Origin of the sequence: Pararhodobacter zhoushanensis (genome assembly GCF_025949695.1) — a bacterium.
GTDB lineage: Bacteria > Pseudomonadota > Alphaproteobacteria > Rhodobacterales > Rhodobacteraceae > Pararhodobacter > Pararhodobacter zhoushanensis_A.
In genome coordinates this window covers 3,919,917-3,933,913 of the sequence record NZ_JAPDFL010000001.1, presented here as the reverse complement: position 1 = coordinate 3,933,913, position 13,997 = coordinate 3,919,917, and the positions used below count along the sequence as shown (strand labels likewise).

The window sequence follows — 13,997 nt, the reverse complement described above, 5'->3', positions numbered from 1 at the left end:
TGTGCCGGGCAGGGCACAGGGCCGTGTGTGCGCCTTAGTAGCTGTAGTCGGCGTAAACGCGGTTCAGATCGCCGCCCCAGTCGCCGTTGTAATGCGCCAGCAGCTCATCCGCCGGGGTCATCCCGGTGTCGAGGCTGTCTTTGAGCGCATTGAGGAAGTGGGTCTCGTCGGGGACCAGACCACCCGCGCCGGGGCGCGCGCGGGCTTTCAGCCCGGCGTCGGCGATGTCGACGACCTGACGGGCCAGATCCCTCATCTTGACGCCATGGGTCTCGGCCTGCAGACCGTCGACACTGGCCGCGACGCGCAGCGCCTCGCGGGTTTCGGTGTCCCAGTTCTTGCACAGATCCCAGGCCGCATCGAGCGAGGACTGGTCATAGAGCATGCCGACCCACAGCGCCGGCAACGCACAGAGGCGACGCCACTGGTTGCCATCCGCGCCGCGCATCTCAAGGTATTTCTTGAGCCGGGCCTCGGGGAAAATGGTGGTCAGGTGGTCGGCCCAATCGCTGAGCGTGGGCACTTCGCCGGGCAGGGCGGGCAGTTTGCCGTTCAGGAAATCACGGAAGGACTGGCCGAGGGCGTTGATGTATTTGCCGTCGCGGTAGACAAAATACATCGGCACATCAAGCGCGTAGTCCACATACTGCTCGAAGCCGAAACCCTGCTCGAAGGCAAACGGCAGGGTGCCGGTGCGCGCCGGGTCCAGATCGCGCCAGATGCGCGAGCGCCAGGATTTATGGCCGTTGGGCTTGCCGTCAAAGAACGGCGAATTGGCGAAAAGCGCCGTGGCGACGGGCTGCAGGGCCAGTGCCACGCGGAATTTCTGCACCATGTCGGCCTCGGACGCGAAGTCGAGGTTCACCTGCACCGTGCAGGTGCGGCGCATCATCTGCGTGCCATGGGTGCCGACGGTCTGCATGTAGCTGTCCATCAGCTTGTAGCGGCCCTTGGGCATCAGGGGCATGTCGTCATGCGACCAGACCGGGGCGGCGCCAAGGCCGATAAAGCCCACGCCGATCTCGTCGGCGATGCTTTTGACGTCGCGCAGGTGTTCGTTCACCTCGTCGCAGGTCTGGTGGATGGATTCGAGCGGCGCGCCCGAGAGTTCCAACTGGCCACCCGGCTCGAGGCTGACATTCGCGCCGTTATGCGTCAGGCCGATCAGCTTGTCGCCCTCAAGCACCGGCTGCCAGCCGAAACGGTCGCGCAGCCCTTCAAGCATGGCGCGGATCGAGCGGTCTCCGTCATAGGGCAGCGGTTTCAGGCTGTCTTTGCAGTAGCCGAATTTCTCGTGCTCGGTGCCGATGCGCCAGTCTTCGACGGGCTTCGAGCCTGATGACAGAAATTCTGCCAGTTGATCGCGATGTTCGATCGGCCCGCCGCCGGACTGGGGGATGGACATGTCAAGGGGCTCCGGGCTGATGTCTATGGACCTCTGACCTGTAGCGCCGACCGGCTCAAGTCAAGAGGCGCTGCGACCGTCTTTGCCAGATCGCGCGGGCCCGCGGGGCGGGGCCTTGGGCAAGGGTGCGCAGCAGCAGGGGCATATCCAGCCCGTCGAGGGCGGCAAAGGCGTCGAACAGCGCCTTGTTGCCCTTGGCGGCACGCGGAATTGCCAGAATGGTCCCGTCGAGCGATTCGACCAGCCAGAACGCCCCGTCGGCGCTGAGCATCAGGGTTTGCATCAGGTCGAGCGCGATCACTCCGCCGCCGCGCGGGCCGAAATAGCGGATCTCGCCTTCGATCACCTCGATCACGCCTGCCGCATCGCCACGCGCCGTAAAGCGGGCGCGTTGCACAGCGCCCCAGGTCAGGCCCGCGCCGATCAGGGCGAGGATCCAGCCGAGCCAGTAGACCGGGCCGGGGCCTTGCAGCGCCCACCAGACGCCCAGTGCGGTCAGGGCCAGCGCGGCAAGGGTTTCGCCCCAGCGGCGCAGGATGGCAAGGGCTTCGGGACGCCAGAAAAGGGTCATCGCGGGCCGGTCCAGTCACCGTGGCGTACCTGCCAGAGGGTCAGGGCGGCAACGGCGGCGGTATCGGCGCGCAGGATGCGCGGCCCGAGGCTGAGGCGGCGGATGAAGGGCAGGGCGCGCAGGCGGAGGCGCTCAGCCGGGGAGAAACCGCCCTCGGGGCCGATGAGAATCGCGGCGGGGGCGGGGGCCGGGTCGGCGATGTCGCAGCCTTTGAGGCTTTCATCGGCCCACCAGAGCACGCGGTCTGTGGGCCAGTCGGCCAGCAGGCGGTCGAGGCGGGTCAGGTCGGCCACCTCGGGCACGAAGGTGCCGGCGGATTGCTCGGCGGCCTCAACCGCGTGGGCCTGCAGGCGGTCGCGGCGAATACGCTCGGAATTGGTGAACTCGGTCTGCACGGGTAGGATGCGGGCCGCGCCCATCTCGACGGCCTTTTCGACGATGAAATCGGTGCGGGCTTTCTTGATCGGCGCAAACAGCAGCCACAGGTCGGGCGGGTTGGTCTGCGGGGCGGTCTGCTCTTCGCAGGTCAGGGCGCCGCCGCGCTTGGCCAGATGCCCGATCCGCGCGCGCCACTCGCCGTCCTTGCCGTTGAAAAGGGCGACATCGGCCCCCGCCGCCAGCCGCAGGACGTTGCCCAGATAATGGGACTGGTCTTGCGTCACTGCTACGTGTTGCCCTTGGGCCAAGGCTTGCTCTACATAGAGGCGCACCTTGGGGCGGTCATCGTTTCGGGGCGGAATCGTCGGCATGGAAGCGACTGTATGACCGGGTCAGAGCAAACACCAGAGGCCGAAAACGGCGCAGCGACCAAGGCCGGGGTGTCTGCAGGCGATGCTGGCATTGCGGATCGGGTCGAGGATAGCTGGGTCGATACCAAAGCCCCCGAAGAGATGCGCCCCTATCTGCGGCTGAGCCGGGTCGACCGTCCAATCGGCACCTGGCTGCTGCTGTTGCCGTGCTGGTGGGGCACCTTGCTGGGCGCGCTGGCGGTGCCTGAGTCGCGCGGCGGGATCACGCTGTGGATCCTGCTGGCCTGCGGTCTGGGCGCGCTGTTGATGCGCGGGGCGGGCTGCACGTGGAATGACATCACCGACCGCGATATCGACCCGCTGGTCGAGCGCACGCGCAACCGTCCACTGGCGGCGGGGCATGTCACCCTGCGCGAGGCGTTTATCTGGATGGGGATCCAGATGGCGGCGGCCTTTTTCCTGCTGCTGACCTTTAACGCTGCGGCGATCATGCTGGGCATTCTGGCGCTGCTGCCGGTGGCGATTTATCCGTTTGCCAAGCGCTTTACGTGGTGGCCGCAGGTGTTTCTGGGGCTGGCGTTCAACTGGGGCGCGCTGCTGGGCTGGACGGCGCAAACCGGCAGTCTGGGCTGGCCTGCGGTGATCTTGTACCTTGGCGGCATCGCCTGGACGCTGTTTTACGACACGATCTATGCCCATCAGGACCGCGAAGATGACGCGCTGATCGGGGTGAAATCCACCGCGCGCCTGTTCGGCGACAACACCGAGAACTGGCTGCGCGGGTTTCTGGTGGCCTCGGTCGTGTTGATTTCGCTGGCAATTATCTACGCGCTGGCTCCGCTGGCCGACCCGATGCGGCTGTCCCTGACGCTGGCCGGGGCTTGGGCTTTTGGCGCGCATCTGAACTGGCAGCTGGGGCGGCTGAACATCAACGACAACGATGTGCTGCTGCGCCTGTTCCGTTCGAACCGCGATGCGGGCCTGATCCTTGTGCTGATTTTCGCCGCTGCCTTGCTGGTTTGATTGCATCACTGGGCGCATGGGGCTAGGTCAATGCCTGACCGGCTGCTGTCGGCCGCTGCCACGGACCCTCTATGTCACATAAAACCCTGCTCGTTTCGATCGCTGCCTTCTTGCTGGCGGTGGTTCTGGCGATGGTCACGGCACTGGGTTTGGTGGCGCTGGTCGAACGGCGGACCGCAGATTCTGTTGAGTGCTGCGTTCACCGACGCGGGCATCGGCTGGGTGCAAATTTCGCTGAACGGTCTGGATGTAGAACTGGGCGGCAACGCGCCGACGGAAAGCGCCCGCATTCGCGCTTTGCAGGTGGCGGGGGGTGTCATTGACGCCTCGCGCGTGTCGGAAAGCATCAGCGTGGCGGTGCGCAACGGTGTTGTCGCTCCGGTGTTCCGCATTGAACTGATGCGCAACCGGGACGATCTGTCGGTGATCGGGCTGGTCCCGGCCGGGGCAGAGGGTGGCGCGATTGTGGACCGGCTGCGCGCGGCGATGCCGGACCTGCGCGTCGAGGACATGCTTCAGTCATCGGATTACCCGGTGCCGGGCGGCTGGGTTACGGCTGTCGGCTTTGCTGTCGAGGCGTTGCAACGGTTCGAGGTTGGCCGGGTCAGCGTCAGAGCCGGTCGTATCCAGATCGAAGCGCTGGTTGACGGACCCGAGGCCCGGCGCACACTCGAACAGGACCTGCGCGCGCTGGCTCCGCGCGGGCAGGTGCTGACGCTGGATCTGGTCGCGCCGCGCCCGGTGGCCGCCCCCTTCCTGCTGCGCGTCGATGCGGCGGAGGGCGCGCTGCGCGTTGGCAGCTGTGTCGCCGATACCGACGAGGCGCAAACGCGCATCGCGGCAGCGCTGACGGCGGCGGGGATGACCCGGCGGCTGACCTGTCCGCTGGCCTTGGGCGCGCCCACGCCGCGGTGGGGCGAAGGCGCGGCGGTGGCGATCGATGCGCTGGCGGCGCTGGGGGACGGCAGCCTGACGATCTCGGACGGGACGGTGATTCTGGCCGTGCCTCACACGATTGCCAGTGCCGATTTCGACCGCGCCGTGGGGCGTCTGGAAACCGCGCTGCCCGATGCCTTCAGCCTGAATGCCCGCCGACTGGACCCGCCCGCCGAAGAGACCGCCGCCGACGAGGCTGCGCCCGAAGTGCGCATGACCCTGTCCGAAGAGGGGCGGATGGCCCTGTCAGGCCGACTGCCGGACGACCGCATCCGTGCGGCTGTCACCGCGTTCTCGGGTGCGCGCTTTGGCTCGGGCGCGGTGGATGTCGCCACCCGGCTGGACCCGGATCTGCCCGCCGGCTGGTCGGTGCGCGTGCTCACCGTGATCGAGGCTTTGGCCGAGCTGCACCATGGTCAGGCCACCGTTCAGGCCGATCGCGTGGCCGTGTCGGGCGTGTCGGGCAACCCCGATGCCAGCAGTCAGGTCACGCAGGTCTTGCTGCAGGGTCTGGGATCGGACGCGGTGATCGAGGTGAACGTGCGCTACGACGAGGCGCTGGACCCGGTGGTCAACGCCCCCACGCCCGACAATTGCGAAGCGCGCGTGCAGGCGATTCTGGCCGCCGACAAGATCACTTTCGATCCCGGCTCGACCGAGATCAACGAGGCGTCGGGCGTGATCATCGACCGGATCGCCGAGGTGTTGCGGGAATGCGGCGAGCTGCCCTTCGAGGTTGCGGGCTATACCGACAGTCAGGGCCGCGACGAGACCAACCTGAACTTGAGTCAGGCACGGGCCGAGGCGGTGATCAATGCGCTGCTGGCGCGGCGGGTGCTGGTGGCCTCGCTGGTTGCGCAGGGCTATGGCGCGGCGGATCCCATCGCCGACAACGGCACCGAAGCCGGGCGCGAGGCCAATCGCCGCATCGAATTCACCCTGATCCGCCCCGAGCCGGACCCCGAGCCGATGGACCCGGCGCTGGAGGCCCAGCTGGTGTTCGAGATCCAGACGGCCGATGACGACACAATCCGCCCGCGCCCGCGTCCCGGTAGCCAGCCGGCGGTTGTGCCCACCGTCGGCAGCGGCGATGATGCACCGGAAGAAGACGCCCCGAATGACAACTGACGCGCGCCCGCGCACCCCGGAGACCGCCCGATGAACCGCACCGAATTCGTAATTGTCACCGTGATCGTGCTGACGGCGGCCTTTGCACTGGGCTGGTTCGTCAACTGGCTGATCCACCGTTTCACCCGCGTCACGCAGGCCGATCTGGGCGAACTGGAGCGCATGGCACAGGCGCTGCACGAGGCCGAGGAAACCCGCGATCAGGCCATCGCCTATATCCAGCAACGCGACGAGGAAGTCGGGCGCGAAATGGCGCAGGTGCAGGCGGAATTGCGCGCGGCGATGGACGGGTTGCGCGGCGCGCGGCACGAGGCCGAGACGCTGCGTCAGCAGCTCGACGGGCACGATAGATAAGCCAAGCGTTACACATCGCCGCGAGCGGGACTTGCCCGCTCGGCGCTGTCCGGGCAAAGTGGCGTCATGACATTGCCGAGCGAGTTCGAACGATGAAATTCTGGTCGATTTGCCCAGCGATGCCTTTGGCCCGGCACGTCCTGAGGCCTGTTGCCTTTGCGGCCCTGCTTGGTGCCCTGCCGCTGGCGGCCGGGGCACAAAACCTGGCGCAGGCGGCACAAGCCATCGAATCGATGCTCGCCGAGGGGCGCACTGACGACGCCGTGGTCGCTGCCCGCCGCTTTATGCGCACGGTGACCGATCAGGCCGGGTTTGGCGTGACGAACGCCCAACTCACCGCCGGGCAAGCCGAGGGCTATGGCATGTATGTGCCGCGCGTGGACAACGCCTATGTCATTGGCGAGCCGATCTATGCCTATGTCGAGGTTTACGGGTTTTCCATGACGTCGCTGGCCAATGGCGCGAATCGGTTGCTGTTCGATGTGTCGTTCACGCTCGACAGCCCCGAGGGCGAGCAGATGACCGACGCGATGATCCCGATGGGCGAGGTGCAGCTGGACAGCTACAGCCGCCCGGTGGACGGGTATTTCCACCTGACCTACCGTGTCACCGGGGCCGAAGGGGCTTATCAGCTGCGCACGCAGGTGGTGGACCGGGCGAGCGGTCAGCAGGCCGAGTTCACGCTGCCGGTGGTGTTTCAAGTTGCCGAGGACGCGCCGCGAAAATAGCGCGTTTACCAGCGTTTGAGGGCGTCTTCGTCGGCCTCGCGTGCTTCGACCCAGCCTTCACCGGTAGCGGTGCGTTCCTTTTTCCAGAACGGCGCGCGGGACTTCAGATAATCCATCAGGAACTCTGCCGCAGCGAAGGCATCGGCACGGTGGCGTGAGGCCGTGGCGACCATCATGATCATCTCGCCGGGGGTGAGCGCGCCGTGGCGGTGGATGATCAGCGCATCGCTCAGCGACCAGCGGCTGCGCGCCTCGGCCTCGATCGTGCTGAGCGCGCGTTCGGTCATGCCGGGGTAATGCTCGATCTCCATGCCGCGCAGCGTGCCGTCATTGTCTCGTACCACGCCGCAAAAGGTGACAATGGCCCCCGCGCCATTGCTCGACTGAGCAAAGGCGTTGCTTTCAGCGCCGTAGTCAAAGGGATGGGCCTGAACGCGAATCGTCATGGGCTCAGCCGCCGGTCATCGGCGGGAAAAACGCCACTTCGCGCACGCCGGCAAGCGGGGCGTCAAAATCGGTCAGTTCCTGATCCAGCGCGACGCGCACCGCCTTGAGATCGGCGAAGGTGAACGCGTAGCGCTCTTCGCGGGCGCGCAGTTCTTCGACCAGGTCGGCGACGGTGGAGGCCCTGGTGTCCACCGTTTCGCGCGGCAGACCGATGCGTTCCCGCAGCCAGGCAAAGTAGAGAAGAGTCAGGGTCATTCGCCGCTGTCCCGCAAATGGGGCATCGCCTTGCGCAGATAGTCGAGCCCGGTGATCGCGGTCAGGATTGCGGCGATCCAGATCAGCGCAAGGCCAATCGCCCAGACGACCTGGCCCAGATTGTTGGCGATCGACAAGAGGTTGATATCGGCATCCAGCCCGGTATCGGCCATCTCGGCGATGATCGAGCGGTTGCGCGCCAGCGCCTGCTCGCGCACATATTCCAGACCCAGCGCGGCGAACAGGGTCGAGATCGCCACCATCTGCGCCGTGGTCTTCCACTTTGCCAGCTGGGTTACCGCCAACAGGCGCGATGTATTGCCCAGATATTCCCGCAGGCCTGACACGAACACCTCGCGAAACAGGATCACCGTCGCGGGCAGGATCAGCCACGGATCCATGCCGGAGTAGCCGGTGATCACCAGCAGCGCGATGACGACCATCGCCTTGTCCGCGATCGGGTCGAGCATGGCCCCGATGCGGCTTTCCTGCCGCCACAGGCGGGCGAGGTAGCCGTCGAAATAGTCGGTGATCGCGGCCCCCAGAAACAGGACCAGCGCGAACCAGTCGGCCCAGGGGCGGGCAAAATACAAGAACATGATCGCAACCCCCGGGGCAGCGAGCAGGCGGACAACAGTCAGGGTGTTGGGTAAGGTCCAGCGCATGCACGATAGGTAGCCCAAGCGCGCGGGTTGCGAAAGGGGGACTACTCGGCCGCGATGTTCGGGGTTGGGCCATGCGCGGTATCTGGCGGCGCATCATCACGCCAGCCGCTGCTGACGGGGGCGGCAAGGCCCGGTGTCGTGCCGGGCTGCGCGGTTTTGACGCTGCGCGGCGTTGGTGCCTTGGCCGGGGACGACACCGGTTTGGGGGCCGCACCCGCCACCTTCACGCGGTCCTTGCCCGGTTCGCGCACGGCGCTGATCATCGCCAGTCCTGTCTGGATCGAGACTGCGAGATTGGACAGTGTCTGCAGGCTTTCCGAAATGGCCGCTTGCACCGTGTCGATCTGGTCGAGTGTGGCCGAGCAGGCTTTTTCGAACACCCGGTCGCGCCGGCTTTCGACCCGGCCAAGGATGCGGATGGTATCAAGCCCCAGGACCATGCGGCGGATTTCATAGGCGGAGGCGATCAGCGTTGCCGCAAGGCGGGACGCTTCGGCCAGCGACACCTGCACCAGCGTTTGGCTTTCATCGCCCAGCTTCGCGATGATCTTGTGTTCCTGACGCTTTTCTTCGCCGTCAAAGTTATCGTCCGGCTGGCGTATCTGTTTTGACATCTCGTGATGCAGGCGTGCGCAATTGGTCAGAATAAGGCTGCGGCGAACCGCGGCATCCATGCTGCCGCAGATGTTCTTTTCGCCGGTGACAAAGGCACTTAGCCGCTCAGCGATATTGTCGAACGAGGTTTTGTAGTTCATCGAGATCTGGCTGATGGGCCCGCCCTGCGGTTCCAGCCGCGAGGCGATCAGGCGCATATTGACCGGCAGCAGCTTGAGGCTGTCGAACAGTCCGACCAGCCGTGTCTGTTCTTCCAGTGCGGCGGTCAGGCCGTTGACGAGCGTGGCAAGATGGTTCGCCACCTTGTCCACCGGTCGATCAAGCCCACGGTCGCGCGCCAGCATTTCGTCTTGCAGGGCCTGGCTCATGAATTCGGGATAAGACCGGAAACCAAGTTCGGTGAGCCGGGTCAGAAAGATTTCTGCCGACGCTTCAGCCGACAGTGATTCGTTCTGCTCGCGCCGCCGAAGGCGCGCGTATTCTTCGCGGATGGTTTGGAACAGGGCCGAACTGGGCTTGAGTCGAACCGAGAAATACCCCCTCACACGGGATCGCGGCGGCGAGAACCCAGTAGTAACGCCCGTCCTTGTTGCGGTTCTTGACGTAACCGACGGCCGGCACCCCTGATTTCAGCAGTGACCAGAAGATATGGAAGAACCCTTTGGGCATATCGGAGTGGCGCACCAGCTTATGCGGTGCGCCGATGGTGTCGCGCCAACCGTAGCCCGCAAGCCGGTCGAACGTGTCATTCGCCGCGCAGATCACGCCGCGCGTGTCGGTCCGCGAATAGATCAGCTCAAGCAGGTCAAATGGCACTTCCTGGCCAGTGTCCCGCGCGGAAGAGTTAAAGGTGGAAGGAGCCTGAGCCATGATCGCCAACGCATGTGAGGGACATTGCTGGTGAGCATGGCGTCGACTCGTTACCGCTTCGTTAGCGTCACGCCGGTTTCTGCGCGCTCATTCCTCGGCGTGGAAAAAATTATAGACAGTTTCCGCGATTTTCTGCGAGATCCCCGGCACTGCCATCAGGTCAGGCAATCCGGCGCGGGTGACGGCCTTGGCCGAGCCGAAATGCGCCAGCAGCGCGCGTTTGCGGGTCGCGCCGACGCCCGGCACCTCGTCAAGCGGGGTGCGGGTGGTCGTCTTGGCCCGGGCGGCGCGGTGGGTGCCGATAACGAAACGGTGCGCCTCGTCGCGCAGGCGCTGGATGAAATAGAGCACCGGATCATTGTGGCGCAGCGCAAAGGGGCGCTGGCCGGGGCGGTGGAATTCCTCGCGCCCCAGATCGCGGTCGACGCCCTTGGCGACGCCGATGAAGGGGATGTCATCGAGCCCCAGTTCGGCCAGCGTCTCGGCCACGGCCGAGATCTGCCCGGCGCCGCCGTCGATCAGCAGAAGATCTGGCCAGGCCTCGGACTCGCGGCCCGGATCGTCCTTGAGCAATTTGTCGAAGCGCCGCGTCAGCACCTCGCGCATCATGCCGAAATCGTCGCCGGGCTTGGCCATGTCGCCTTTGATGTTGAACTTGCGGTACTGGTTCTTCATCCAGCCGTTCTGGCCCGGCCACGACCATGGCACCCACGGCATGGGCGCCCTGAATGTGGCTGTTGTCATAGATTTCAACCCGTTGCGGGGTCTCATCCAGATTGAACGCCTCGGCCAGACCGGCCAGAAGGCGGGACTGCGCGGCACTTTCCGACATCTTGCGGCCCAGCGATTCGCGCGCGTTCCTGAGCGCGTTCTCCACCAGTTCGGCCTTTTCACCGCGCTGCGGGATGCGCAGGTCGACGTTGCGCCCGGCGCGGGCGCTGAGAAGTTCGTGGATAAGATCCTCATTCTCAACGGGATGCGAGAGCAAGATCTGCTTTGGCGGCGGTTTGCCGTCGTAGAACTGCGCGAGAAACGCCTCCAGAATCTCCCCTTCTTCGGCGCCCGAGCCGGTGCGGGGGTAAAAGTCGCTGTTGCCCCAACTCTGATGCGCCCGGATGAAGAAAACCTGAACGCAGGCCTGCCCCTTTTCCAGATGCAGCGCGATCACGTCGGCCTCGTCGACCCCCTTGGGGTTGATGCCCTGCGACTGCTGCACGGCGGTCAGCGCGCGGATACGGTCGCGCAGGGCCGCCGCGCGCTCGAATTCCATCGCGTCGGAGGCTTCCTGCATGCCGCGCGCCAGATCGGCCTGAATGCGGGTCGTCTTGCCCGACAGGAACTGCTCGGCGTCGGACACCAGATCGCTGTAGTCCTCGGGCGTGATCAGGTTCACGCAGGGACCGGCGCAACGCTTGATCTGGTAGAGCAGGCAGGGCCGCGTGCGGTTCTGGAAGGCCGCATCGGTGCAGGATCGCAAAAGGAACACCTTTTGCAGCTGGTTCAGCGTCCGATTGACTGCCGTTCCGCTGGCGAAGGGGCCGAAATAGCTGCCTTTTTCCGTGCGCTTGCCCCGGTGCTTGCGGATCTGGGGAAAGGCGTGATCTTTGGAGATCAGGATATTGGGAAAGCTTTTGTCGTCGCGCAGCAGCACGTTGTAGATCGGCTTGAGCTGCTTGATCAGGTTCTGCTCGAGCAGCAGCGCCTCGGTCTCGGTCTTGGTGGTCAGGAACATCATCGACCGGGTTTCCGAGATCATCCGCGCGATGCGGCCCGAATGCCCGGAAGGGCGCGCGTAATTCGACACGCGGGCCTTCAGGTTGCGCGCCTTGCCGACGTAGAGCACGCGCATGTCATCGCCCAGCATGCGGTACACGCCGGGAGAGCCGTCAAGGGTGCGCACGTAGCTGGCGATAAGGGCGTGGCCGGTGAGGCCATCAGTCCGCGCGCCAAGCTCAACGCTAAGAGCGTCGGGGCTGAGGTTGTCGGGGCCAAGCTCGTCAGCGCCAGACTCGTCGGGTGTTTCGGTCATCAAAGGGGCCGGGTGATTCTGCTCGCTGGCTGCACTCTAGCGCGCGTGAGTTCAAGGGCAAAGCTTTCCACGGAATCTGTGGATAAACCTGTGGAGGTGCTGTTGGGAAGGGTGAAAAACCTAGGTTTCAGGGCTGGTTCGGATGAATGCCCAAATTTTGGGCGCTGCCGTAAGGCATTGAAATCAAAGGAAAGAAAAACAATGCATGGCAACCTACTGAAAACCTTAACAATTTCATAACGCTTCTGTGACAGCTTGCGGTGCGGTGGACAAGCTGACGCGGCGTCCGGCCAAAGGGCTATTCCAGACCCACGATATCAGGCGTTTTCCAGCCCAGATGCTGGCCGCCATCGACGCAGATCAGCTGGCCGGTGACTGCCTTCGCGTCGAGCAGATACGCAAGCGCAGCGGTGATGTCATCGGTGTCCGAACCCCGGCCCAGCACGGTATTGGCGCGCTGGCGGGCGAAGTGTTCGGGGGTCTGGCGCGTGCCGATCAGGGTGGGGCCGGGGCCGATGGCGTTGACGCGGATCCGTGGTGCGAGGGCCTGTGCGCTGGTCTGGGTGAGGGTCCATAGGCCCGCCTTGGCCAGCGTGTAGGTCAGGAATTCGGGCGTCAGTTTCAGCACGCGCTGGTCGATCATGTTGATGACCTGAGCCAGTGCCACGGCCTCTCCGCGGGCGTCCGCACCGGGCGCGGGGGCCTGCGCGGCGAAGGCCTGCGTCAGGACCAGCGGCGCGCGCAGGTTCGAGCCCATGTGCCGGTCCCAGCTGGTGCGGGTGGCGCTGTGCAGGCTGTCGTATTCAAAGATCGAGGCGTTGTTGATCAGCACGGTCAGCGGCCCGCCGAGCGCCTCGGCGGCGGCGGGGAGGAGAGCGTGGGTTTCGTCCTCGTCCAGCAGGTCGGCCTGAAACACGGCGGCGGTGACACCCAGGGCGCGGGCCTCGGCGGCGGTGGCTTCGGCCCCGTCGCGGCTGGAGGCGTAGTGCAACGCGACGTCATAGCCGCGCCGGGCCAGCTCGAGCGTCATTGCCGCGCCCAGACGGTGTCCCGCCCCCGTGATCAGTGCCTTGCCAGCCATCCCAAGCCTCAGTGAAACAGAGAGAACAGATACGCGCCATAGAGCGCAATGAGCAGCACCCCGGCAACCCGACCGATACTGCGGCCGCTGAGCACAAAGACCCCCAGCAAGGCCGAGGTAGCGGCCATGACCCACAGGTCAAGGTGCAGCATCTCGACAGGGACCGGAATGCGTCCGACCAGCGACGAGATCCCGATGATCCCCAGCAGGTTGAAGATGTTCGAGCCGATCACGTTGCCCAGCGCCACGCCGGTTTCCCGGCGCAGGGCGGCGGTGACGGTGGTGGCCAGTTCCGGCAGCGAGGTGCCGACGGCGACCAGCGTGAGGCCGATCACGGCCTCGCTGACGCCGAAAGTGGTGGCGATATCGGTGGCACCGTCGACCAGCAGGCTGGCGCCCAGCGGCAGGCCGATGATGCCGCCGATCAAGTAAAGCCCGATGTGCAGGCGCGACATGCCATGGTCGACGCCCTCAAGCTCGGGTTCGGCGGCGGCGCGGTGGGCCTGCGCGCGGGAATAGCTGCTCCACAGCATCAGCCCCAGACCCGCCAGCAGTGCCAGCCCGTGCGGCCAGCCCAGCGGGCCGAACCATGCCAGCACGATGAACAGGGCGCTGGCGGCCATCATCACCAGAAAATCGAACATCAGATCACGAGAGACCGGCACGGCAGCGATCAGCGCGGGGATGCCCAGCACCAGAAGGATATTGGCGATGTTCGAGCCGACCACATTGCCGATGGCCAGCGCGGGCGCGCCGTCAAGGATCGCATCGACCGAGACCAGCAGTTCAGGCGCCGAGGTGCCGAATGCCACAACGGTCAAGCCGACGATCAGCGCCGGTACGCCCAGCCGCAGGCTGAGGTTGACCGCGCCTTTAACCAAAGCGTCGCCCGCCACGACCAGCAGGGCCAGTCCGGCAAGAATCATCACAGCGTCAATAATCATGGTCGGTACCGGCAGTCAGGGCGCGCGCAGGGCGCGGGGGCGTTGGTCAGGTTGACGCGTTTGCAGGTCGGGCAGCGCAACCGGTCCAGCGTCGGGGTGTTGCGTTTGGTCAGCCGCGCATTGGGCCGGAACATTTTCTGCACCATCCCCATGACGAGGATGAAGATCAGGAACAGAATGACGACGCGGATCAACAT

The 13,997-nt window shown here is 65.3% G+C and carries 15 protein-coding genes and 1 pseudogene; 4 read left to right on the top strand and 12 right to left on the bottom strand.

Annotated features, from left to right (window positions below; genetic code table 11):
• Nucleotides 1-34 precede the first annotated feature (34 nt).
• From OKW52_RS19555 to OKW52_RS19545, 3 genes are read right to left on the bottom strand one after another with little or no spacing between them, the layout of a single operon-like run.
• Nucleotides 35-1,405 (bottom strand): glutamate--cysteine ligase, encoded by a 1,371-nt coding sequence (locus OKW52_RS19555; protein ID WP_264507187.1) that lies wholly within the window; start codon nucleotides 1,403-1,405, stop codon nucleotides 35-37.
• A gap of 55 nt (nucleotides 1,406-1,460) precedes the next feature.
• Complete coding sequence (locus tag OKW52_RS19550; RefSeq protein WP_264507186.1) at nucleotides 1,461-1,976, bottom strand: hypothetical protein; 516 nt, start codon at nucleotides 1,974-1,976, stop codon at nucleotides 1,461-1,463.
• Nucleotides 1,973-2,725, bottom strand: coding sequence for a 16S rRNA (uracil(1498)-N(3))-methyltransferase (locus OKW52_RS19545; protein WP_264507185.1), 753 nt, complete (start codon nucleotides 2,723-2,725; stop codon nucleotides 1,973-1,975). The genes OKW52_RS19550 and OKW52_RS19545 overlap by 4 nt, the downstream gene beginning before the upstream one ends.
• Before the next feature lie 12 nt (nucleotides 2,726-2,737).
• Between OKW52_RS19545 and ubiA the strand changes: the two genes are divergently transcribed.
• From ubiA to OKW52_RS19525, 4 genes are all read left to right on the top strand, one after another.
• Complete coding sequence (gene ubiA, locus OKW52_RS19540) at nucleotides 2,738-3,748, top strand: 4-hydroxybenzoate octaprenyltransferase (protein ID WP_264507184.1); 1,011 nt, start codon at nucleotides 2,738-2,740, stop codon at nucleotides 3,746-3,748.
• A 186-nt stretch (nucleotides 3,749-3,934) separates the two neighbouring features.
• On the top strand, nucleotides 3,935-5,812 hold the full coding sequence (locus OKW52_RS19535) for an OmpA family protein (RefSeq protein WP_264507183.1): 1,878 nt from the start codon (nucleotides 3,935-3,937) through the stop codon (nucleotides 5,810-5,812).
• Between the two features lie 30 nt (nucleotides 5,813-5,842).
• Entirely contained in the window at nucleotides 5,843-6,166 is a 324-nt protein-coding gene (locus OKW52_RS19530) for a hypothetical protein (protein WP_127105522.1), read from the top strand.
• A gap of 92 nt (nucleotides 6,167-6,258) precedes the next feature.
• Nucleotides 6,259-6,894, top strand: coding sequence for a hypothetical protein (locus OKW52_RS19525; protein WP_264507182.1), 636 nt, complete (start codon nucleotides 6,259-6,261; stop codon nucleotides 6,892-6,894).
• 5 nt (nucleotides 6,895-6,899) lie between these two features.
• Here the strand turns inward: OKW52_RS19525 and OKW52_RS19520 are convergent, their stop codons facing one another.
• The 9 genes and pseudogenes from OKW52_RS19520 to OKW52_RS19480 all read right to left on the bottom strand — a co-directional run bounded on the left by OKW52_RS19520 (nucleotide 6,900) and on the right by OKW52_RS19480 (nucleotide 13,997).
• A complete protein-coding gene (locus OKW52_RS19520) occupies nucleotides 6,900-7,340 on the bottom strand; it encodes a molybdenum cofactor biosynthesis protein MoaE (protein ID WP_264507181.1) in 441 nt (146 codons plus the stop codon).
• A 4-nt stretch (nucleotides 7,341-7,344) separates the two neighbouring features.
• Entirely contained in the window at nucleotides 7,345-7,590 is a 246-nt protein-coding gene (gene moaD / locus OKW52_RS19515; RefSeq protein ID WP_264507749.1) for a molybdopterin converting factor subunit 1, read from the bottom strand.
• Nucleotides 7,591-7,592: 2 nt separating this feature from the next.
• Nucleotides 7,593-8,261 carry a CDP-diacylglycerol--glycerol-3-phosphate 3-phosphatidyltransferase gene (gene pgsA / locus OKW52_RS19510; RefSeq protein ID WP_264507180.1) on the bottom strand — a complete coding sequence of 223 codons (669 nt, stop codon included), beginning with the start codon at nucleotides 8,259-8,261 and terminating at the stop codon, nucleotides 7,593-7,595.
• A 41-nt stretch (nucleotides 8,262-8,302) separates the two neighbouring features.
• Nucleotides 8,303-9,244, bottom strand: a complete 942-nt coding sequence (locus OKW52_RS19505; protein WP_264507179.1) for a hypothetical protein — start codon at nucleotides 9,242-9,244, stop codon at nucleotides 8,303-8,305.
• A 64-nt stretch (nucleotides 9,245-9,308) separates the two neighbouring features.
• Nucleotides 9,309-9,746: a PAS domain-containing protein gene (locus tag OKW52_RS19500; RefSeq protein WP_264507178.1), complete on the bottom strand. Its 438-nt coding sequence runs from the start codon at nucleotides 9,744-9,746 to the stop codon at nucleotides 9,309-9,311.
• A gap of 87 nt (nucleotides 9,747-9,833) precedes the next feature.
• Nucleotides 9,834-11,610: pseudogene (uvrC, locus tag OKW52_RS19495) on the bottom strand (excinuclease ABC subunit UvrC).
• Nucleotides 11,611-12,073: 463 nt separating this feature from the next.
• Entirely contained in the window at nucleotides 12,074-12,856 is a 783-nt protein-coding gene (locus tag OKW52_RS19490; RefSeq protein WP_264507177.1) for an SDR family oxidoreductase, read from the bottom strand.
• Nucleotides 12,857-12,864: 8 nt separating this feature from the next.
• The gene (locus OKW52_RS19485; RefSeq protein ID WP_264507176.1) at nucleotides 12,865-13,800 is read right to left on the bottom strand and encodes a calcium/sodium antiporter; all 936 of its coding nucleotides are present in this window, start codon (nucleotides 13,798-13,800) and stop codon (nucleotides 12,865-12,867) included.
• Entirely contained in the window at nucleotides 13,797-13,997 is a 201-nt protein-coding gene (locus OKW52_RS19480; RefSeq protein ID WP_264507175.1) for a hypothetical protein, read from the bottom strand. Before OKW52_RS19480 ends, OKW52_RS19485 begins: the two co-directional genes overlap by 4 nt.